This window comes from Pseudomonas sp. MDT1-16 (genome assembly GCF_054898115.1).
Genome location: NZ_CM142717.1, coordinates 674,196 through 693,693, shown reverse-complemented (window position 1 = coordinate 693,693; position 19,498 = coordinate 674,196). Strand labels below are relative to the sequence as shown.

Sequence of the window (19,498 nt, the reverse complement as noted above, 5' to 3'; positions counted from 1 at the left end):
CATGCAAACTCGTGACGACATTTTCAACACTCTGCGCGATGCTCTGGTCGAGCTCTTCGAGCTGGACCCCGAGCGCGTGAGCCTCGAATCCAACCTGTATCAGGACCTGGAAATTGACAGCATTGACGCGGTCGACCTGATCGATCACATCAAACGCCAGACCGGCAAGAAAATCGCCGCCGAAGAATTCAAAACGGTGCGCACGGTCAGCGACGTGGTCGAGGCGGTCTACCGTCTGGTTCAGCCGGCCGCATGAGTCGATTGATCGGCCTTGGCCTGCTGCTGGCGGGTCTGCTGTACCCCTTCGCGGTGTATTTCGGCCTGGAGCATTTCGCCCCATGGCAGTTCGGTCTGCTGCTGGGCAGTCTGTGGCTGGCTCGGGCACTGCTCGGCGCGCGTCGTCCTGGCAGCTTGTGGATGGCGATCACCGCGATCGTTTTTTGCCTGTTGCTGGCGCTGTTCGACAGCCCGCTCTTGCTGCGCTGGTACCCGGTGCTGATCAGCGCTTTCATGCTCGGGCTGTTTGGCCTGAGCCTGAAATACGGCCCACCGATGATCGAGCGTCTGGCGCGTATGCATGAACCGCAACTGCCGGCCAAGGCGATTGTTTATACGCGCCAGGTGACGATCGTCTGGAGCGTGTTTTTCCTCTGTAACGGTTTGCTCGCCGCCGCCCTGACCCTCTTGGCGCCGCTAAGTTGGTGGATGTTGTACACCGGTCTGATTTCCTACGGATTGATGGGCCTGCTGTTTGCCATTGAATGGCTTATACGACAACGGGTACGAGGCCACCCATGAATTGGATAAAACTTGAGCACCTGTTGCTCAAGGCGCAACCCGAACGTGCCGTGACGGCCGAACCGACGCTGAATCACGCGCAACTGTGCGTAAAGGCGTTGAGCCTCGCCGCGGGCCTGCAAGCCCAGGGTGTGCGGCGCATTGCCGTGCACCTTGAGGATGCCGCCGACCTGGCGATTGCCCTGCTGGGTGCCTGGCGTGCCGGGGTCAGCGTGCTGCTACCCGCGGACCTGCAAGCCCAGACTCGACAGCGCTGGTCGACCGAAGTCGATCTGTGGCTGACCGATCAGGCCGATGACGCGCACCTGAGCGATTACCGGCATCCGCCGTTGATGGCCGCTGCACTGGATCTGGATCGCTGTTCGCTGAGCCTGTGCACCTCCGGTTCCAGTGGCGAGCCCAAGCGCATCGACAAAACCCTGCGCCAACTGGCCAATGAAGTCGAAGCGCTGGAGCGGCTCTGGGGCGCCGATCTTGGCGCGGCTTGCATCATCGGCAGCGTCGCCACTCAGCATATTTACGGGTTGTTGTTTCGAGTGCTGTGGCCGCTGTGCGCCGGGCGCTCGTTTGTGCGCAAGCAGCTGGCATTCCCTGAAGACCTGCAGCGCGCCAGCCGCGAACACCCGGCGTTTGCCTGGGTCGCCAGCCCGGCGCTGCTCAAGCGCATGGGCGACAACCTCGACTGGCCCGCATTAAGCGCGGTTCGCCGAGTATTTTCCTCCGGCGGTGCATTGCCGGCCGAGGCCGCGCAAAGCCTTCAACAACGCCTTCAGCAATGGCCGACGGAAATCCTCGGCAGCTCGGAAACCGGCGGCATCGCCTGGCGTCAGGGTAACGATCTCTGGCAGCCCTTTGCCGACATTGAATTGAGCCAGGACATAGACGGCGCTCTGCTCATTGCTTCGCCGTACTTGCCGCACGGCCATATCGAACACACTGCGGACGCCGCGCGAATCGCTGCCGACGGCCGATTCGAACTGCTCGGGCGGCTGGACCGGATCGTCAAACTGGAAGAAAAACGTATCTCGCTACCGATGCTTGAACAGGCCCTGATGGCCCACGGCTGGGTCGCCGAAGCGCGTCTTGGCGTGGTTCAGGAAAACCGCGCTTCGTTGGGTGTGCTGCTGGTGCTGACCGAGTCAGGCCTGCATGCCTTGCGTAATCAGGGTCGGCGCACCCTCACGCAAGAACTGCGGCAGCATCTGAGCCAGCATTGCGAGGCCTTGGCCTTGCCACGCCGTTGGCGCCTGCTGCGGCATCTGCCGCTGAACGCTCAGGGCAAACTGCCCCAGGCCACCGTTGAAGCCCTGCTGCTGGCGCCGCGTCCCAAGGCCCCGCAAGTGCTGGAGCAGATCGAAGTCGATGGCGAGTGGAGCCTGCAACTGGCGGTACCTCCCGACCTCGCTTACTTCAGCGGCCACTTTCCCCAGGCGCCGGTATTGCCCGGTGTGGTTCAAGTGGAATGGGCGTTAACGCTGGGCCAGCAATTGATGGACCTGCCTGCAAGATTCGCCGGCATGGAAGTGCTGAAATTCCAGCAACTGGTGCGCCCCGGCGATGAAATCCAGCTGCACTTGCGCTTCGATCCGACGCGCAGCAAGTTGTATTTCGCCTATCGCAACGAGACCGCGACCTGCTCCAGTGGGCGGATTTTGCTGGAGGCAGCAGGCGATGCATAACCCCTGCGCCGTGGTCCCGGTCTACAACCATGAAACCGCCATCACCACCGTGGTTGATGCGCTGCTCGCAAGCCGACTGCCGTGCATTCTCGTGGACGATGCCAGCAGCCCGGCCTGTGCAAAGGTGCTCGATCAACTGGCCCGGCGCGACAAGGTGTTCCTGATCCGTCTCGCCACCAATCAAGGCAAGGGCGGCGCCGTCATGACCGGCATGCGCGAAGCCTCGCGCCTGGGCTTCAGCCATACCTTGCAGGTGGACGCCGACGGTCAGCATGATCTGCAAGACGTCCAGACCTTCATCGAACAGTCACGCGCCCATCCCGAAGCGGTGATCTGCGGCTATCCGCAATACGACGCCAGCGTGCCGAAAGGTCGCTTGTACGCCCGCTACCTGACTCACGTCATGGTCTGGATCAACACCCTGTCGTTGCAGATTCGCGATTCCATGTGCGGCTTCCGCGTCTATCCGTTGCCACCGACCCTGGCGCTGATCGATTCGGCGAAGATCGGCAAGCGCATGGACTTCGACTCGGACATTCTCGTGCGACTGGCCTGGCGCAATCTCCCCATGCAATGGCTGCAAACCAAAGTCCATTACCCGCTGGACGGCGTCTCGCATTTCCGCCTGTTCCACGACAATGTGCTGATCACGAGCATGCACACCCGGCTGTTCTTCGGCATGTTGCTACGGGCACCGGTGATTCTCTGGCGACGGTGGCGAGCATGAGCAGCAACGTGGACAAAAAGCACTGGGCTGACCGCCAGGAGCGCGGCAGTTTCTGGCTAATGAAGCTCACGGCGTTCGGTGCAAAGGTGCTGGGCCGTCGGCTGCTAAGCCCGCTGCTGTACGGCATCGTTCTGTACTTTTTCCTGTTCGGTCGCAGCGCTCGCCGCAGCGCCTGGCAATACCAGCAACGGCTCGCCGACTGGAGTGGTCGCAACGAATTGCGCCCGACCCATTGGCGGGTGTTCGGCCAGTTCATGGCCTTCGCCGATTCCATGCTCGACAAACTCGACGTGTGGAACGGCAAGCTGAGCATCGAGCAGATCGAAATCATCGACCCGGCATTGCTGCGCAATCAACTGCGCGGCACCCGCGGGCAGATGCTGGTGGGCGCGCACCTGGGCAATCTCGAGGTCTGCCGTGCGTTGGCCGAGATCGGTGAAAAAGTCACGATGAACGTGTTGGTGCACACCAAGCACGCCGAGCAATTCAACCGTTTGCTGGGCGAAGCCGGCGCGACCAATCTGCGACTGATCCAGGTCAGCGAGCTGGACCCGCTGATCATGCTGCAACTCCATGAGCGCCTGGAACGCGGCGAGTGGCTGGCGATTGCCGGCGACCGCGTGCCGCTGCATGGCGGGCGTAGCGTGACCGTGGATTTCCTCGGCCATCAAGCCGCGTTCCCTCAGGGGCCATGGTTGCTGGCCGGCCTGCTGAAATGCCCGATCAACCTGATGCTGTGCCTGAAAAAACCGACGGGCGATTATCGACTGACCCTCGAACCGTTCGCCGAGGCCGTGGTGTGGAAACGCAGCGACCGCGAGCAGGTCATTCATCAGTGGGCCTCCCGCTATGCCGAACGCTTGGGTCACTATTGCCTTGAAGCGCCTCAACAATGGTTCAACTTTTACCCTTTCTGGAAGACCGATGACGACGCCAACGCTTGAGCCGGTAACCTTCGGCGAACTCCCTTTGCGCATCGAAGACGTGCTGGCCCTGGCCAATCGTCAGGTGCCGACGCAGTTGCAAGGCGACCCTGCGTACCGCGAGCGTATCGCCAAGGGCGCGCGATTCCTCGACTCCCTGCTGGACAAGGAAGGCGTGATCTATGGCGTGACCACCGGTTACGGCGATTCCTGCGTGGTCGCGGTGCCGCTGCATCACGTCGAGGCGTTGCCCCGTCATCTGTACACGTTCCACGGCTGCGGCCTGGGCAAACTGCTCGATGCACAAGCCACTCGCGCGGTATTGGCGGCACGTTTGCAGTCGCTGTGCCACGGCGTATCCGGGGTGCGCGTGGAACTGTTGGAACGCCTGCAAGCCTTCCTCGAACACGACATTCTGCCGCTGATTCCGGAAGAAGGTTCGGTGGGCGCCAGTGGTGATCTGACGCCGCTGTCCTACGTCGCCGCGACCTTGTCCGGCGAGCGTGAAGTGATGTTCCGGGGTGAACGCTGGCAAGCCGCCGACGTGCACCGCGAACTGGGTTGGGAGCCGCTGGTACTGCGCCCGAAAGAAGCCCTGGCCTTGATGAATGGCACCGCTGTCATGACCGGCCTCGCCTGTCTGGCCTATGCCCGCGCCGATTACCTGCTGCAATTGGCCACCCGCATCACCGCGTTGAACGTGGTCGCGCTGCAAGGCAACCCCGAGCACTTCGACGAGCGCCTGTTCGCCACCAAGCCGCATCCGGGACAAATGCAAGTCGCCGCGTGGTTGCGCAAGGATCTGGCGATCGACGCGCCGACCGCGCCGCTGCATCGCCTGCAAGACCGCTATTCCCTGCGTTGCGCGCCCCACGTCCTCGGCGTGCTGGCCGACAGCCTGAACTGGCTGCGCTCGTTCATCGAGATCGAACTCAACAGTGCCAACGACAACCCGATCATCGATGCCGAAGCCGAGCGCGTGCTGCACGGCGGGCACTTCTATGGCGGCCACATTGCGTTCGCCATGGACAGCCTGAAGAACCTGGTGGCCAACGTCGCCGACCTGCTCGACCGTCAACTCGCGTTGCTGGTGGACGAGCGTTACAACCACGGTTTGCCAAGCAACCTGTCCGGCGCCACCGCGGATCGCGCGATGCTCAACCACGGCTTCAAAGCCGTGCAGATCGGCACCAGTGCCTGGACCGCCGAAGCGCTGAAAAACACTATGCCGGCCAGCGTCTTCTCGCGCTCCACCGAGTGCCACAACCAGGACAAAGTGAGCATGGGCACCATCGCCGCTCGCGATGCGATCCGCGTGCTGGAGCTGACCGAACAGGTCGCCGCCGCCACCCTGCTGGCCGCCAACCAAGGCGTCTGGCTGCGCAGCAAGGCCGAGGATGCCCGACCATTGCCGCCAGCCCTGGCCGCCATGCACGAAGAGCTGGCGAAAGACTTCCCGCCGGTCATCGAAGACCGAGCGCTGGAAGGCGAATTGCGCCTGTGCCTGAAGCGTATTGCCGAGCAACACTGGAGGCTGCATGCGTAGCAAGGGCGTGCTTCACACCGATACGGAAATCCTCGTGCCGTTCTTTGACGTCGACACCATGAACGTCGTCTGGCACGGCCATTACGTCAAATACCTGGAAGTCGCCCGCTGCGCGCTGCTGGACAAGATCGGCCACAACTACGACGCCATGGTCGAGTCCGGTTTCGCATGGCCGGTGATCGATCTGCAATTGCGTTATGTGCGCGGCGCAGTGTTCGGCCAGAAGTTGAACGTGCGCGCCAATCTGGTGGAGTGGGAGAACCGTCTGAAGATCAGCTACCTGATCAGCGATCTGGAAACCGGCGAGCGCTTGACCCGCGCCAGTTCCGTGCAGGTCGCCGTCGACATGAGCCGCCGCGAAATGCAGTTGGCCTCACCCAAGGTCTTCACCGACGCTGTTGAAAGGATGCTCGCATGACCCCGCTGATAGCCCTCTGTAGCAGCTGCCGAGCCGGCGAGGCTGCGTTCGGCGGCGAAGCCGTCGCAAAACCTGCACATGCGGTACATCAGAAGAAACCCAGGGCGACTGCTGCGCAGCCGAACGCAGGCTTCGCCAGCTGCTACAGGTTCGTGGTGGCGCTGGTATTAGCGCTGGGATTTACTTCATCGGCGCAGGCTTTTGATTTGCAACAGCTCAGCGATCAATTGGCCAAACCCGATGTGATCCACGGCAACTTCATCCAGGAAAAACACCTGCGCGCCCTGCCACAGCCGTTGACCAGCAAGGGCACCTTCGTCCTCGCTAAAAACCATGGCTTGCTCTGGCTGCTGAAAACCCCGCTGCAACAGGATTACCGCATCAGCGACAAAGGCATTGCCCGGCGTGACGCCACCGGTTGGCAAATGCTCCCGAGCAAGAGTGCCGGCGCTGAGCAGAACCGCTTGTTCCTCGCCGTACTGCAAGGTGACAGCAGCGGGCTGCAACGGGATTTCGAGCTTTCGCTGAGCGGCGATGCGCAGAACTGGAAGCTGACGCTGACCCCGCGTTCAATGCTGCTCAAGCAGGTGTTCACTCAGATCAACATTGCCGGCGGCGAACTGGTGCACAGCATCGAGCTGCTAGAAACCCAGGGCGACAGCACGCTTTTACGCATGCAAGACAGCACCAGCGCCCAACCGTTGAGTGATGCGGAGCAACATGACTTTGCCCAGTGAACGGAGGCTTCCACGGCTGTTTCTGATCCTGCTGCTGGCGGTGCTCGCGCTCGCCGGTTGGCAATGGCGTGACGGCGCCCCGCTGTCGGCCAACCTGATGGAGCTGGTGCCGGGCACGGCGCCCGACGCGCTGGAACTGCGCGCCGAACAACGCATGCAAGAACCGCTGAACCGCGAAATGCTGGTGTTGGTGGGTCATACGGATCGCCAGCAAGCCGTCGCCATGGCCCAGAAACTGGGTGAGCAATGGCAGGCCAGCGGCTTGTTCGAAAAGGTCCAATGGAACCTGCAAGCCGACCTCCCGGCGCTGCGCACGCAATTGCTGCAAGGCCGACTGGCGATGCTCTCGGCGGCCGACCGGCAGCAACTGATCGAGCATCCCGACGCGTTTATCCAGCAACGGGTGCAAGCGCTGTTCGATCCCTTCACCGGTTTCAGCCTGGTGCCGAGCCAGGATGACTGGCTGGGCCTGACCGGGCGCATCCAGAACAGCCAGCCGCAACACGGCGCCGTGCAACTGGACATCGGCAGCGGTGCGCTGGTCGCCGAGGCCGACGGCAAAAGTTGGGTGTTGCTGCGCTCGCGAACCACGGGCAACGCCTTCGACATGAACCTGCCGCTGCAAGTGGCCGATCTGCTCAAGCACAGCCGCGAAGAGGCCGCCCAAGCCGACGTGCAGCTGATTGCTGCCAGCGGCCTGCTCTACGCTGCAGCCGGTCAACAGCAAGCGACGAGAGAAATGACCTGGGTCGGTGGTGGCGCCACGGTGGGCATTCTATTGCTGTTGCTGCTGGCCTTCCGGCGCTGGCGCGTGTTGCTGGCCTTCGTCCCGGTGCTGGTGGGCATGCTCTTCGGCGCGGTGGCCTGCGTGGCGCTGTTCGGCCATATGCACGTGATGACGCTGGTGCTCGGTTCGAGCCTGATCGGCGTGGCGGTCGATTACCCGCTGCATTACCTGTCCAAGAGCTGGAGCCTGAAACCCTGGCACAGCTGGCCGGCCCTGCGCCTGACGTTGCCGGGCCTGACGCTGAGCCTGATCACCAGTTGCATCGGTTACCTGGCACTGGCCTGGACCCCGTTCCCGGCGCTGACCCAAATTGCCGTGTTCTCGGCCGCCGGCCTGCTCGGTGCTTATTTGTCCGCGGTGTGCCTGCTGCCGGCACTGCTCAAAGGCGTAGATCTACGTCCGGCGCAATGGCCACTGCGGGTTTCCGAGTATTTGCTGGGGCGCCGTGAGGCGTTGCTCAAACGCGCCAGTACGCCGGTGTTGCTGGCGCTGCTGATTGCCTTTTGTGTGGGCGGTCTGTTGCAGCTCGACACCAAAAACGACATTCGCCAGTGGGTCGGAGCACCGCAGCAACTGACTGACGAAGCACAAACCATTGCGCGCATCACGGGCTATCAACCCACCAGCCAGTTCTTCCTGGTGCGCGCAGCCAATCAGCAGGAACTGCTGGAACGCCAAACCGCGTTGAGCGAGCGCCTGGATCAGTTGGTCAACCTGGAAAAACTCCAGGGTTATCTGTCACTCAATCAACTGGTCAGCCAACCGACCGAACAGCGGCAAGTGCGCGAAGCGCTGAACAAGTTGCCGCAGTTCTGGCAGCCGCTGCTCGATGTCGGCGTGCCGGCCGCGGCGCTGCAAGCAGAGCTCACGAAGTTGCAGGCACTGCCCACCGAAGACATCGACTCGGCGTTGGTCGGTCCGTTGGCCGAACCCTATCGCGCACTGTGGCTGGGGCCGACCGATGACGGCGTAGCGGCGATGGTCAGTCTGCAAGGCCTGAACAACCCTGCCCTGTTGCGAGTCCAGGCGCTGGATTTGCCGGGAGTAGAACTGGTGGACCGCCTCGGTGAGTTGAACAAGGTGTTCGCCGACACCCAGATCAGCGCCGCCGAGTTGAAACTCGCTTCCTGTGTGCTGATCGTGCTGGTGCTGATCCTGCCGTTCGGCGTCGGCGGCGCGCTGCGAATCGTCGCCCTGCCGCTGCTGGCCGCGCTGTGCAGCCTGGCCAGTCTCGGCTGGCTGGGGCAACCGCTGACGCTGTTCAGCCTGTTCGGCCTGCTGCTGGTGACGGCCATCAGCGTCGATTACGCGATCCTCATGCGCGAACAGGTCGGCGGCGCTGCGGTGAGCCTGCTGGGCACCTTGCTGGCGGCGCTGACCACCTGGCTGTCGTTCGGTCTGCTGGCGGTGTCCAGCACACCGGCGGTGAGCAACTTCGGTCTGTCCGTTAGCCTGGGCCTGGCCTTCAGCTTCATGCTTGCGCCGTGGGCCGGACGCCAGGTTCACGCCACCCCTGTCGCGGAGTCTGCCGCATGATGATCGCCTTGTTTTGGGCAATGGCCCTGGCACTGTTCGCCGTGGCCACCCGTGTCGGTCGTCACTTCGGCGTGATCCCGATCGTCAGCCAGTTGCTGCTGGCCACCTTCGGCCTGCCGCTGCTGATGTACTTCTGGATCGAACCCCAGTGGCAATTGAGCGGCGCCGCGCTGGTCGCGCCGGTCTGGCTGAAAAACCTCTACAGCCTGAGTTTTGCCTTGTTGCTGGGGCACATTCTCAGTGACGTGATCGACCTGCGACTCGACCGTCAGAGCCTGAAAATCGCCCTGCCGAGTTTCTCCATTCCGTTTGCCTGCGGGCTAGCAACCGCGGTGTGGCTGTTGCCACCGCAACCGTGGATCAGTTCCCTGGCGGTCGGCTTGCTGTTCGCCATCACCGCGATTCCGGTGTTGTATTTGTACCTGCGGCACATCAACTACCCGCCCGCCGCCACTCGGCGACTGGTGCAAACCGCCATCTTCATCGACCTCACGTGCTGGACCCTGTTCGCCATCGCCCAGGGCAGCCTGCACCTGAGCAGCCTCCTGCTGCCACTGGCCGGCGCCTGCTTGCCGTTGCTGCTGCGCCTGCTTGGCTTGCGCCAGCCGTTGCTGCACAGCGGGTGCTTCTTCGCACTGTTGGTCGTGGCGGAACACTTCAAGCTCAACGCGCTGATTTTCGGCATCGGTTACCTGCTGTGGATGGCAATGCTCAAAGTGCCGTTGGTGCTGCCGTTGCCGGTGATCTGGATGAGTCACTTGCAGACGTACATCGCGATCCCGCTGATCCTCACGTTCGGCATCGTGCAAATCAACGTACACGCGGCCATGGCCAGTCTCAGCTGGGTGCAACTAAGCGCACTGCTGCTGTTCCCGATTGCCAGTAAACTGCTGGGCAACTGGCTGGGCCTCGGCTGGGCCGACGCCTCGTTTGAAGGCGCCAGTCGCTGGCGCGAAAGTGTCTTGCTGAATATTCGTGGCTTGAGCGAGATCGTCTTTCTCAACCTGCTGCTGCAACAACACCTCATCAGCCCGGCGCTGTACTTCGCGCTGATGGTGATGGGCCTGATCGCGACACTGCTGCCGGCACTCGCCGGCATGCACCGAACCCCTTTGATCATCGCCGTCCCGGCAAGGAGCCCCCGTGCCAACAGTTGAAATGGAACATCGCCAGGTCGTGGTGATCGGTGCAGGTCCATCGGGCGCCATCGCCGCTGCGCTGCTCAAGCGCAAAGGTCACGACGTGTTGATGATCGAACGCCAGCATTTCCCAAGGTTTTCCATCGGTGAAAGCCTGCTGTCCCACTGCCTGGATTTCGTCGAAGAAGCCGGCATGCTCGAGGCCGTGAACGCCGCTGGATTCCAGTTGAAAAACGGTGCGGCATTCGCCTGGGGCGAGCAATACAGCGCCTTTGATTTTGGCGACACCTTCAGCAACGGCAAGCCGACCACCTTCCAGGTCCAACGTGCCGATTTCGACAAACTGCTGGCCGATCAGGCCGCGCTGCAAGGCGTGGACGTTCGCTACGGCGAAGCCATCGTCAGCGTCGATTTCACCCTGCCGAAACCACAGCTCGATGTGCTTCGCGAAGACGGTAGCCAGTACCGCGTTGAAGCCGATTTCGTGCTGGATGCCAGCGGCTACGGCCGCGTGCTGCCGCGCTTGCTCGACCTTGAAGCACCGTCGAATTTCCCGGTGCGCCAGGCTGTGTTCACCCACGTCGAAGACCACATCGATAACCCGACCTTCGAGCGGGAAAAGATCCTCATCACCACCCATCCGATCCACCGCGATATCTGGTTCTGGACCATCCCGTTCAGCAACGGTCGTTGCTCGGTGGGCGTGGTCGCGGCAGCCGAACACTTCGAAGGCCGCATGGAAAACCTGGACGAGTGCCTGCGCGGGTTTATCGCTGAAACCCCGAGCCTCGCCGGTGTGCTGAACAACGCCGTGTGGGATACGCCTGCGCGAACCATCGGCGGCTACTCGGCCAACGTCAAAACCCTCCATGGGCCAGGCTTTGCACTGCTCGGCAACGCGGCGGAATTTCTTGACCCAGTGTTCTCCTCCGGCGTGACCATCGCCATGCGCTCGGCGAGCATGGCCGCCGGGGTTCTACATCGCCAGCTGCAAGGCGAACGTGTCGATTGGCAGACTGAGTTCGCCCTCCCGCTCAAGCGCGGCGTCGACACGTTCCGTTGCTACGTCGAAGGCTGGTACGCCGGGACGTTCCAGGACGTGATCTATCACGTGGGCGGCTCTGCGGATATTCGCCGCATGATCAGTTCGATTCTGGCCGGGTATGCCTGGGACGAGCGTAATCCGTTCGTCGCCGAACCCAAGCGTCGACTGCGAATGCTCTCGGAGCTCTGCGCAAGGGATGCCACATGAGCTACTTGAGCGACACCTACGTCGAAGAAACCCGTTTCGGTTTGTGGTTCCTGCGCAGCCACACCTGGCAGCATCATGTCCTGCGAGTGGCAATCAACGATTTGCGCGGCCTGTTCAGCGAAACACCGCCGAGCAACCCGGTGCTGCTCGATGCCGGTTGCGGTCAGGGCAAGTCGTTCCAGTACGTGCGCCAGACCTTTGCGCCCCAGCGCCTGATCGGTCTGGACGCCGACCCTCACAGCCTGAACCTGGCCGGCGAAGAAGCCGTCCGTCAGGGCGTGGAGGTGGAGTTGATCGGCAGCGATTGCGCGAGCATCAACGTCCCGGACGCCAGCGTCGATCTGCTGTTCTGTCACCAGACCTTCCATCATCTGGTGCAGCAGGAACAGGCACTGGCCGAGTTCTACCGCGTGCTCAAGCCCGGTGGCTATCTGCTGTTCGCCGAATCCACCGAGGCTTACATTGATACCTGGGTGATCCGCTGGTTGTTCCGCCACCCGATGCACGTGCAGAAGAGCGCCGCCGGGTATCTGGAAATGATTCGCCAGCAGGGTTTCGAATTCGGCCCGAAAAACGTGTCTTATCCGTACTTGTGGTGGAGCCGCGCCAAGGATTTCGGCCTGCTTGAACGCTTTGGTCTGCGCCAGCCAAAACCCATTGGCCAACGGGAAGAAACCCTGGTCAATGTGGTCGCGCGCAAACCCCTTGAAAGGTGTGCCTGATGATCCGTTTTCTGCTCCTGGGTTGCGTCCTGTTGCTGAGCGCTTGTGCCAGCCGGGTGCCGCTGCCTGAGCAAACCCCGAACCTGTCGTTGCCGCTGCAATTGCACATCCAGCGCCTGGTGGCTGACCAACGGCAGGACTGGGTGCTGGTGATCCAGCGTGAAGGCTTAGGCATTCGCTGGTCGATGATGGACTTGCTGGGCATTCCACAGGCACGCCAGAAACTGGTCGATGGCGAGTGGCAGGCTGACGGCCTGCTGCCACCCAATCCAGAAGCGCGAGAGCTGTTCGCCGCGCTGCTGTTTGCGCTGACCCCCAAAGATGAACTGTCGGGCAACTATCCCGCCGCTTGGCAGCATGGCTCGCAACGGTCCTTGCCAGCGCACTGGGACGTCCGTTACTCACAACCCATGAGTTTTGAATTGAACCTGCCCAAAGGCCCGAAATATCGCGTCACGCCGCTCAGTGGGGACGCGCCATGACGGCCTACCTGAACGCCCTCGGGGTGATCTGCGCCCTGGGCCGTGACAAGCACGAAGTCGCCCGCAACCTGTTTGCCGGTGACTGCTCGGGCATGCGCAATGAGGCCGGCTGGGTGGCGGAACGGTCGCTGCCCGTGGCCGCAGTCCAAGGCGAACTGGCACCGATCCCGGCTGAGCTTGCGCAGCAAAGCAGCCGTAATAATCAATTGCTGCTGGAAGCCGCGCTGCAAATTCGCGAAGACATCGACCAGGCGATCCAGACTTACGGTCGCAGCCGCATCGGTATCGTTCTGGGCACCAGCACTTCGGGCATCGACGAAGCCAGTCGCGGCCTGGCCCATTACATCCGCGAGCATCAGTTTCCGGCCGATTACGACTATCAGCAACAGGAACTCGGCGCTCCGGCGAACTTCCTCGCCGACTGGCTGCAACTGAGTGGCCCGGCCTATGTGATTTCCACGGCCTGCACCTCCAGCGCCCGAGCGCTGATGAGTGCTCAGCGGCTGCTGAACCTGGGCTTGTGCGACGCGGTGCTGTGCGGCGGTGTCGACAGCCTGTGCAAGCTGACCCTCAATGGGTTCTCGGCGCTGGAAGCGGTGTCCGGGCAACGTTGCAACCCGTTTTCGGTGAACCGTAACGGCATCAACATTGGCGAAGCGGCGGTGCTGTTTTTGATGAGCAACAGTGTTGGCGAGAGCCAGCCGATTGCCCTGCTCGGCAGTGGCGCCAGCTCCGATGCGCATCACATTTCCGCACCGGAACCCAGCGGCCGTGGCGCCCTGCAAGCAATGCGCAAAGCCTTGAGTCGAGCAGACCTGCAACCGCAGCAGATCGATTACCTGAACCTGCACGGCACCGCCACCCAACACAACGACGCCATGGAAAGCCTGGCAGTGGCGACGTTGTTCCCGGCGGGTGTGCCGTGTTCGTCGACCAAACCCATGACCGGCCACACCCTCGGCGCGGCCGGCGCTCTGGAAGCGGCGTTCTGCTGGTTGAGCCTGAGTGCAGGCAACCGCGAGCACGCCCTGCCGCTCCACGTCTGGGACGGCCAACCGGACCCCGAACTGCCCGCCCTGAATTGGGTGACCCCGGCCGATCGCCTGGCGTCCATTGCACCTCGCTATCTGATGAGCAACTCCTTTGCCTTCGGTGGCAACAACGTCAGCCTGATTATCGGAGACGCCCCATGATTGACTGGCCGATCGCCGAACTGCTGCCGCACGCTGGCGACATGATCCTCATCGATCAGATCCTGGCGTTCGATGACGAGCAGATTCACACCCGCCTCACGGTCAAACCCGATGGCCTGTTCAACCGCCCGGACGGTAGCCTGCCGGCCTGGGTCGGCATCGAGTTAATGGCCCAGAGCGTCGCGGCCTACGCCGGTTGCCATGCGCGCCAGCGTGGCGATGCGGTGGAGCTGGGGTTTCTGCTCGGCACCCGTAAATTCGAATGCAACGTTGAGCACTTCCCCGCCGGCACCGAGCTGACCATCCACGGAATACGCTCGCTGGAAGACGACAACGGCATGGGCGTGTTCGAATGCCACATCACCGCCCCCGGCATTCACGCCACCGCTCGTCTGAACGTGTTCCGTCCGCCTCAGGCCGCTCAATACCTTCATGAATCTCAAGGAACCCAGTCATGACTGAATCCGTACTGGTCACCGGTTCCAGCCGTGGCATCGGCCGCGCTATCGCTTTGCGCCTGGCCCAGGCCGGGCATGACATCGTGCTGCACTGCCGCACTGGCCTTGCGGACGCTGAAATCGTGAAGACCGAGATCGAAGCCTTGGGGCGTAAAGCGCGCATCCTGCAATTCGACGTATCCGACCGCGCCAGCTGCAAAGCCACTCTCGACGCCGACGTGGAAGCCCACGGCGCCTATTACGGCGTGGTGCTTAACGCCGGCCTGACGCGCGACGGTGCTTTTCCAGCCCTGAGCGAGGATGATTGGGATGTAGTGATGCGCACTAATCTCGACGGTTTCTACAACGTGCTGCACCCGGTCATGATGCCGATGATTCGTCGCCGCGCGGCCGGACGGATTGTTTGCATCACCTCCGTTTCCGGGTTGATCGGCAACCGTGGGCAGGTCAACTACAGCGCCTCCAAGGCCGGCTTGATCGGTGCGGCAAAGGCGTTGGCGATCGAATTGGGCAAGCGCAAAATAACCGTTAACTGTGTCGCACCCGGCTTGATCGACACCGCGATGCTCGATGAAAACGTGCCGGTGGAAGAACTGATGAAAATGATTCCCGCACAACGCATGGGCACACCTGAAGAGGTGGCCAGCGCTGTGAATTTCCTGATGTCGGCGGAAGCGTCGTACATCACCCGGCAGGTTCTGGCCGTCAACGGAGGCCTGTGCTGATGAAGCGCGTCGTCGTCACCGGCATGGCCGGCATCACCTCACTGGGCAGCGATTGGGACACCATCGCCAGCAACTTCGCGGCCAATCGCAGCGGCATCCGCCGGATGGACGAGTGGGATCGCTTCACCGAACTCAACACGCGCCTGGCGGGGCCGATCGATGACTTCAAAGTGCCGAGCCACTGGACCCGCAAGCAATTGCGCAGCATGGGCCGGGTCTCGCGCCTGGCGGTCGGTGCGGCGGAACGGGCATTGGCTGATGCCGGGCTGTTGGGTGACGAGTCGATCAAGGATGGGCGCATGGGCGTTTCCTGCGGCTCATCCACCGGCAGCACCGACGAGATCAAGGCGTTCGGCAACATGCTGCTCAACTCGGTGGCCGAGGGCCTGAACGCCAACTCCTATGTGCGCATGATGCCGCACACCACGGCGGCGAATATCAGCATCTTCTTCGGCCTCACCGGTCGGCTGATCCCGACCTCCAGCGCTTGCACCAGCGGCAGTCAGGGCATCGGTTACGCCTACGAATCGATCAAGTTCGGCCGCTTGCCGCTGATGCTCGCCGGCGGCGCCGAAGAACTGTGCCCGACCGAAGCCATGGTCTTCGACGCGCTCTACGCCACCAGCCTGAAAAACGATGCACCGCAGACGTCCCCACGCCCCTACGACAGCGCCCGCGATGGCCTGGTGATCGGTGAAGGCGGCGGCATGCTGGTGCTTGAAGAACTCGAACACGCCTTGGCTCGCGGTGCGCACATCCACGCCGAACTCGTCGGTTTCGGCAGCAACGCCGACGGCCAGCACGCCACCCGGCCGGAGCAGGTCACCATGCGCCGGGCCATGGAACTGGCGCTGGAAGACGCCGGGTTACAGCCTTCTGACATTGGCTACGTGAATGGTCACGGCACGGCCACTGAACAGGGCGACATTGCCGAAACACTGGCAACGAGCGCGTTGTTCGGCGAACACATGCCGATCAGCTCGCAGAAGAGTTTCCTCGGTCACACCCTCGGAGCCTGCGGCGCGCTGGAATCCTGGTTCAGCATCGAAATGCTGAACCGCGACCTGTACGTCCACACCCTCAACCTTGACGAGGTCGATCCGCACTGCGGCAAGCTCGATTACCTGCGCGGCGAGTTCCGAAAGATGAGCAACCAGTACGTGATGAACAATAATTTTGCGTTTGGCGGGGTTAATACGTCGCTGATTTTTCGGCGCTGGTCGTAACTTAAAACTTCAAAGACCCCAAGACCTATGAATGCCACGCCGGGACGATTATGGCCGGGTTGCGTTGAAGGGGATCTGGTGAAGGTGCAGTAATCAGTATGGTTCTACCTGAGGCGCACAAGCGCCTCCTTCCAACGCCGCTGGGCCCTCGAACTCAGTCTGCAGTAGCGCCAAAAACGCCTCCCGAGCCGGGTGTCGACCTGCGTTTTCATGCCAGTAAAAAAGGTTGTCGATACTCGTCAGTTCCGGGAATTCATATCCTTGCCAACCCGCACTGTGGCGGTATTGCTCATAGATACCGCGAGGTACCAGCGCAACGCCGGCACCGGCACTGACACAACCAACTATGGTGCCATAGCTTGCAATGCTGACGATCGGCAACACCTGATCATGGCGCAACAGCCACTGCTCCAGCGCCAACCGGTACGGACAGCCCGGGGGCCACATGAAAATTTCCTTACCTTGCAGATCCGCTGCTTTGCGTAATGGCCCATGCGACTCGGACGCGATGAGAATTAAATCTTCCCGGTACACCACTGCACGCTCAAGACCGGGGCGTTCAATGTTCACCGCCACGATCACCCCATCAAGTCGGTGATGTTGAGTATCGTCCAGCAATTGAGCCCAAGTGCCGGTGCTCAACTCCAGAGACACCTGCGGGTACAGCGCATGGTACTTGGCCAATAAACGGGGCAGCCGTCCCGTAGCACTAGATTCAATGGCGCCAATGCGCAGTGGACCGCCTGGGGTGTTGTTGGGAGCTACCGCACGCCGAGCTTCATCAGCCAAACCCAGGATCTTCGTCGCGTAATCAAGAAACACCTCCCCAGCAGGAGTGATCCGCAACCCTCGTCCGTCGCGGAAAAACAACGGTGTGCCGAGCTCACGCTCCAGGGACTTGAGACGTGCGGTGATGTTGGACGGCACGCAGTGCAGCAACTCGGCAGCGCGCGCGATGCTGCCGAAGTCGTAAACCGTCTTGAACATGCGCAGTTGGGACAATTCCATAACTCACCCAGAGTGAATGCATAGATCAGTTTAAGTCACTTGTAGTGAGGCTGGGTGTTTTTGATACTTCAACCGGTGCACGTTGCAGTGACGCCGTCGCCCTTTCATATCCCTCGATAAGCAGGAGTTTTTATGGAGTTAGTTGAGCGAAAAATCCAGTCCCTCGCCGAAAGTGTTTTCACCCATAAAGCCTTGGATAACGCATTCTATCGACGCTGGATGGGTGGCTCACTCCCCCTCGCCGACGTTGAGGTGTTTGCTCGAAACTACCTGGCCCGTACCACACAGACTTCTCGTATGGTTGCCCTATCATTTGTGAGCACTGACGACCTGTACGCTCAAGTCGAAATCGTCAAAAACCTGTACTCCGAAATGGGCTACGGCAACCCGGAAAAGGCCCACCTTGCCCTGCTGGAAAGCTACCTCATCGACCTTCTCAGCCGTCTCGCTGATCGGCCGTACAGTATGGACGAACTCACGGCTTTGCCGGTGTTGGAAAGTAGCCACACGTTTAGTCGCGAACAATTGAGTCTCTACACCGACGGTGGCAACAACAATCCGCGCCATGTACTCGGCACATTGTTGGCTCAGGAATGGCTGGCCTATTCGATGCTTACCCGTTTGTACGAAGGGGCACGCAACTATAAGCACCTGTACGCCAACAACGACGACTTTCATGAGCACTGCGAGTACTTCTACATCCACATCGGGGATGCAGAAAAAGAACACAAGATCCAGGCGGTGAAAGCGGCCACTCAAGAATGCACCACCGACCAGCACATAGAGGAAGTCAAAGCTTCGTTCAACCGCTTCCTGATCATCACCGAGCAGTACTGGGACGGTATAGCCCGTGCCATGCCCAGCATGCAAAATCGGGCTGCGTCGAGGGTTACGACTTAATGAATACAAGGCCCGGCATAAAAATCGCTTTGGCGACGATTTTTGTAATCCTTTGCTGGGCCTATTCCCCCATTGGAATCCACATCGGGCTAAAGGCCTATGAGCCCGGTCATCTCGCGCTGATGCGATTTCTCATCGCATCAACGTTCATGGCTGGCGTCGCATTGGTGATGCGTATTTCCCTGCCTCGCCTGAACGACCTGCCTCTGCTGGCGGTGCTGGGATTCTTTGCCGTCAGCCTGCACCACATCGCCCTCAACTACGGCCAACGAGGTATTAGCGCTGGGGCCGCCAGCGTACTGGCACAATCCACCCCGCTGTTCAGCACGTTATTGGCGCATTTCGCGTTCAAAGATAGGGTCAACGGCTGGCAATGGATCTGTGTGCTATGCGGGCTACTCGGCGCCGCGGTGGTAGTCACCGGGGACCGTGGTTTTGGTGAGCTGGACGCGCATGGGCTGTTGATTCTGCTGGCGGCGTTATCTTGGAGTCTATATTTCGCCTTGCAAAAACGCCATTCCCATCGTTATGACGGGCTGACGATGGTGTGTTACACCATTTGGTCGGGCACGGTACTGCTGCTTGTATATATCCCGGGGCTGTGGGGCGAAGTACAAAATGCCTCAACTTCGGTCAACCTAGCGGTGCTCATTCTGGGCATCTTCCCCAGCGCCCTTGCGTACCTCGCCTGGGCATACGTACTGGCACAGAGCAACGTGAGCCGCGCGTCCATTTCGCTTTACCTGATACCACCCACAGCGATGTTGATGGCCTCGTTGGTTCTGAGTGAACGCCCTTCTGTCATGGTCATCGTAGGAACGGCCATTGTGCTGACGAGCGTACTCGCCCTCAATCTGGAACCATCGAAAGCCGCAGTTCCTGCCGACAAAGTTTGAACAGAGGTCGTGACCACCTATGAATGACGCAGAAGATCCGACCCTGGCTTACGAACACCATGTGCTGATTTGCACCAACCTGCGCTTCGATGGTCGCCGTAGTTGCTCAGGCTCAGGCGCTCATGAACTGCTCAGCGCAGCAAAACGCAAGCTCGCCAAAATGGGTGAACCGGGAACATCGCGCGCCAACGCATCGGGCTGCCTGGGCCGCTGCGACCACGGCCCGGTCATGGTGATTTATCCCGCTAACCTGTGGTTCTCGTGCAAGACGCCGCAACAGGTCGAACGCATTCTCGATCAACACCTCTTCCGCCCCGATCAGCAATTGTGAACCAAGGGTCTTCAG

21 protein-coding genes are annotated in these 19,498 nt (G+C 61.3%); 20 read left to right on the top strand and 1 reads right to left on the bottom strand.

All coding sequences use genetic code 11. The features are described 5' to 3' along the window. Nucleotide 1 precedes the first annotated feature (1 nt). Genes ACYZT3_RS03150 through ACYZT3_RS03070 form a run of 17 tightly spaced genes read left to right on the top strand, consistent with a single transcriptional unit; the run spans nt 2 to nt 16,348 of the window. On the top strand, nt 2-256 hold the full coding sequence (locus ACYZT3_RS03150; protein WP_017336166.1) for an acyl carrier protein: 255 nt from the start codon (nt 2-4) through the stop codon (nt 254-256). After that, on the top strand, nt 253-798 hold the full coding sequence (locus tag ACYZT3_RS03145) for a COG4648 family protein (RefSeq protein WP_462031485.1): 546 nt from the start codon (nt 253-255) through the stop codon (nt 796-798). Before ACYZT3_RS03150 ends, ACYZT3_RS03145 begins: the two co-directional genes overlap by 4 nt. Continuing rightward, the gene (locus ACYZT3_RS03140) at nt 795-2,477 is read left to right on the top strand and encodes an AMP-binding protein (RefSeq protein WP_462031484.1); all 1,683 of its coding nucleotides are present in this window, start codon (nt 795-797) and stop codon (nt 2,475-2,477) included. The genes ACYZT3_RS03145 and ACYZT3_RS03140 overlap by 4 nt, the downstream gene beginning before the upstream one ends. Continuing rightward, nucleotides 2,470-3,204 carry a glycosyltransferase family 2 protein gene (locus ACYZT3_RS03135; RefSeq protein WP_462031483.1) on the top strand — a complete coding sequence of 245 codons (735 nt, stop codon included), beginning with the start codon at nt 2,470-2,472 and terminating at the stop codon, nt 3,202-3,204. The genes ACYZT3_RS03140 and ACYZT3_RS03135 overlap by 8 nt, the downstream gene beginning before the upstream one ends. After that, on the top strand, nt 3,201-4,148 hold the full coding sequence (locus ACYZT3_RS03130) for an LpxL/LpxP family acyltransferase (protein ID WP_282379844.1): 948 nt from the start codon (nt 3,201-3,203) through the stop codon (nt 4,146-4,148). The genes ACYZT3_RS03135 and ACYZT3_RS03130 overlap by 4 nt, the downstream gene beginning before the upstream one ends. Next, on the top strand, nt 4,129-5,673 hold the full coding sequence (locus ACYZT3_RS03125) for an HAL/PAL/TAL family ammonia-lyase (protein ID WP_129439122.1): 1,545 nt from the start codon (nt 4,129-4,131) through the stop codon (nt 5,671-5,673). The genes ACYZT3_RS03130 and ACYZT3_RS03125 overlap by 20 nt, the downstream gene beginning before the upstream one ends. Beyond that, nucleotides 5,666-6,091 carry an acyl-CoA thioesterase gene (locus ACYZT3_RS03120; RefSeq protein ID WP_282379849.1) on the top strand — a complete coding sequence of 142 codons (426 nt, stop codon included), beginning with the start codon at nt 5,666-5,668 and terminating at the stop codon, nt 6,089-6,091. Before ACYZT3_RS03125 ends, ACYZT3_RS03120 begins: the two co-directional genes overlap by 8 nt. Then, a complete protein-coding gene (locus ACYZT3_RS03115; RefSeq protein ID WP_462031482.1) occupies nt 6,088-6,828 on the top strand; it encodes an outer membrane lipoprotein carrier protein LolA in 741 nt (246 codons plus the stop codon). The genes ACYZT3_RS03120 and ACYZT3_RS03115 overlap by 4 nt, the downstream gene beginning before the upstream one ends. Further along, on the top strand, nt 6,812-9,151 hold the full coding sequence (locus ACYZT3_RS03110; protein WP_282379853.1) for an MMPL family transporter: 2,340 nt from the start codon (nt 6,812-6,814) through the stop codon (nt 9,149-9,151). The genes ACYZT3_RS03115 and ACYZT3_RS03110 overlap by 17 nt, the downstream gene beginning before the upstream one ends. Then, nucleotides 9,148-10,308 (top strand): cation:proton antiporter, encoded by a 1,161-nt coding sequence (locus ACYZT3_RS03105; RefSeq protein ID WP_282379855.1) that lies wholly within the window; start codon nt 9,148-9,150, stop codon nt 10,306-10,308. Before ACYZT3_RS03110 ends, ACYZT3_RS03105 begins: the two co-directional genes overlap by 4 nt. Then, nucleotides 10,295-11,542 (top strand): NAD(P)/FAD-dependent oxidoreductase, encoded by a 1,248-nt coding sequence (locus ACYZT3_RS03100; RefSeq protein WP_462031481.1) that lies wholly within the window; start codon nt 10,295-10,297, stop codon nt 11,540-11,542. The genes ACYZT3_RS03105 and ACYZT3_RS03100 overlap by 14 nt, the downstream gene beginning before the upstream one ends. Next, entirely contained in the window at nt 11,539-12,264 is a 726-nt protein-coding gene (locus ACYZT3_RS03095; RefSeq protein WP_282379859.1) for a class I SAM-dependent methyltransferase, read from the top strand. Before ACYZT3_RS03100 ends, ACYZT3_RS03095 begins: the two co-directional genes overlap by 4 nt. Beyond that, on the top strand, nt 12,264-12,746 hold the full coding sequence (locus tag ACYZT3_RS03090) for a hypothetical protein (RefSeq protein ID WP_282379861.1): 483 nt from the start codon (nt 12,264-12,266) through the stop codon (nt 12,744-12,746). Before ACYZT3_RS03095 ends, ACYZT3_RS03090 begins: the two co-directional genes overlap by 1 nt. Beyond that, a complete protein-coding gene (locus ACYZT3_RS03085) occupies nt 12,743-13,939 on the top strand; it encodes a beta-ketoacyl-[acyl-carrier-protein] synthase family protein (RefSeq protein ID WP_462031480.1) in 1,197 nt (398 codons plus the stop codon). Before ACYZT3_RS03090 ends, ACYZT3_RS03085 begins: the two co-directional genes overlap by 4 nt. Next, nucleotides 13,936-14,397, top strand: a complete 462-nt coding sequence (locus ACYZT3_RS03080; protein ID WP_282379865.1) for a hotdog family protein — start codon at nt 13,936-13,938, stop codon at nt 14,395-14,397. The genes ACYZT3_RS03085 and ACYZT3_RS03080 overlap by 4 nt, the downstream gene beginning before the upstream one ends. Continuing rightward, nucleotides 14,394-15,122 carry a 3-oxoacyl-ACP reductase FabG gene (gene fabG / locus ACYZT3_RS03075; RefSeq protein ID WP_282379867.1) on the top strand — a complete coding sequence of 243 codons (729 nt, stop codon included), beginning with the start codon at nt 14,394-14,396 and terminating at the stop codon, nt 15,120-15,122. The genes ACYZT3_RS03080 and fabG overlap by 4 nt, the downstream gene beginning before the upstream one ends. After that, entirely contained in the window at nt 15,122-16,348 is a 1,227-nt protein-coding gene (locus ACYZT3_RS03070; protein ID WP_462031479.1) for a beta-ketoacyl-ACP synthase, read from the top strand. Before fabG ends, ACYZT3_RS03070 begins: the two co-directional genes overlap by 1 nt. Before the next feature lie 93 nt (nt 16,349-16,441). On the opposite strand, the gene ACYZT3_RS03065 is transcribed toward ACYZT3_RS03070, so the two are convergent. Beyond that, on the bottom strand, nt 16,442-17,356 hold the full coding sequence (locus ACYZT3_RS03065; protein WP_462031478.1) for a LysR family transcriptional regulator: 915 nt from the start codon (nt 17,354-17,356) through the stop codon (nt 16,442-16,444). A 132-nt stretch (nt 17,357-17,488) separates the two neighbouring features. On the opposite strand from ACYZT3_RS03065, the gene ACYZT3_RS03060 reads away from it, so the two are divergent. Genes ACYZT3_RS03060 through ACYZT3_RS03050 form a run of 3 tightly spaced genes read left to right on the top strand, consistent with a single transcriptional unit; the run spans nt 17,489 to nt 19,483 of the window. Beyond that, nucleotides 17,489-18,256: an iron-containing redox enzyme family protein gene (locus tag ACYZT3_RS03060; RefSeq protein ID WP_282379872.1), complete on the top strand. Its 768-nt coding sequence runs from the start codon at nt 17,489-17,491 to the stop codon at nt 18,254-18,256. Further along, nucleotides 18,256-19,152, top strand: coding sequence for a DMT family transporter (locus tag ACYZT3_RS03055; RefSeq protein WP_282379874.1), 897 nt, complete (start codon nt 18,256-18,258; stop codon nt 19,150-19,152). The genes ACYZT3_RS03060 and ACYZT3_RS03055 overlap by 1 nt, the downstream gene beginning before the upstream one ends. Before the next feature lie 19 nt (nt 19,153-19,171). Beyond that, nucleotides 19,172-19,483, top strand: a complete 312-nt coding sequence (locus tag ACYZT3_RS03050) for a (2Fe-2S) ferredoxin domain-containing protein (protein ID WP_282379876.1) — start codon at nt 19,172-19,174, stop codon at nt 19,481-19,483. Nucleotides 19,484-19,498: the final 15 nt, after the last annotated feature.

Coding starts and splice junctions, on each gene's coding strand:
- ACYZT3_RS03150 (WP_017336166.1), top strand. CDS start 2: ATGCAAACTCGTGACGACATTTTCAACACTCTGCGCGATGCTCTGGTC.
- ACYZT3_RS03145 (WP_462031485.1), top strand. CDS start 253: ATGAGTCGATTGATCGGCCTTGGCCTGCTGCTGGCGGGTCTGCTGTAC.
- ACYZT3_RS03140 (WP_462031484.1), top strand. CDS start 795: ATGAATTGGATAAAACTTGAGCACCTGTTGCTCAAGGCGCAACCCGAA.
- ACYZT3_RS03135 (WP_462031483.1), top strand. CDS start 2,470: ATGCATAACCCCTGCGCCGTGGTCCCGGTCTACAACCATGAAACCGCC.
- ACYZT3_RS03130 (WP_282379844.1), top strand. CDS start 3,201: ATGAGCAGCAACGTGGACAAAAAGCACTGGGCTGACCGCCAGGAGCGC.
- ACYZT3_RS03125 (WP_129439122.1), top strand. CDS start 4,129: ATGACGACGCCAACGCTTGAGCCGGTAACCTTCGGCGAACTCCCTTTG.
- ACYZT3_RS03120 (WP_282379849.1), top strand. CDS start 5,666: ATGCGTAGCAAGGGCGTGCTTCACACCGATACGGAAATCCTCGTGCCG.
- ACYZT3_RS03115 (WP_462031482.1), top strand. CDS start 6,088: ATGACCCCGCTGATAGCCCTCTGTAGCAGCTGCCGAGCCGGCGAGGCT.
- ACYZT3_RS03110 (WP_282379853.1), top strand. CDS start 6,812: ATGACTTTGCCCAGTGAACGGAGGCTTCCACGGCTGTTTCTGATCCTG.
- ACYZT3_RS03105 (WP_282379855.1), top strand. CDS start 9,148: ATGATGATCGCCTTGTTTTGGGCAATGGCCCTGGCACTGTTCGCCGTG.
- ACYZT3_RS03095 (WP_282379859.1), top strand. CDS start 11,539: ATGAGCTACTTGAGCGACACCTACGTCGAAGAAACCCGTTTCGGTTTG.
- ACYZT3_RS03090 (WP_282379861.1), top strand. CDS start 12,264: ATGATCCGTTTTCTGCTCCTGGGTTGCGTCCTGTTGCTGAGCGCTTGT.
- ACYZT3_RS03085 (WP_462031480.1), top strand. CDS start 12,743: ATGACGGCCTACCTGAACGCCCTCGGGGTGATCTGCGCCCTGGGCCGT.
- ACYZT3_RS03080 (WP_282379865.1), top strand. CDS start 13,936: ATGATTGACTGGCCGATCGCCGAACTGCTGCCGCACGCTGGCGACATG.
- fabG (WP_282379867.1), top strand. CDS start 14,394: ATGACTGAATCCGTACTGGTCACCGGTTCCAGCCGTGGCATCGGCCGC.
- ACYZT3_RS03070 (WP_462031479.1), top strand. CDS start 15,122: ATGAAGCGCGTCGTCGTCACCGGCATGGCCGGCATCACCTCACTGGGC.
- ACYZT3_RS03065 (WP_462031478.1), bottom strand. CDS start 17,356: ATGGAATTGTCCCAACTGCGCATGTTCAAGACGGTTTACGACTTCGGC.
- ACYZT3_RS03060 (WP_282379872.1), top strand. CDS start 17,489: ATGGAGTTAGTTGAGCGAAAAATCCAGTCCCTCGCCGAAAGTGTTTTC.
- ACYZT3_RS03055 (WP_282379874.1), top strand. CDS start 18,256: ATGAATACAAGGCCCGGCATAAAAATCGCTTTGGCGACGATTTTTGTA.
- ACYZT3_RS03050 (WP_282379876.1), top strand. CDS start 19,172: ATGAATGACGCAGAAGATCCGACCCTGGCTTACGAACACCATGTGCTG.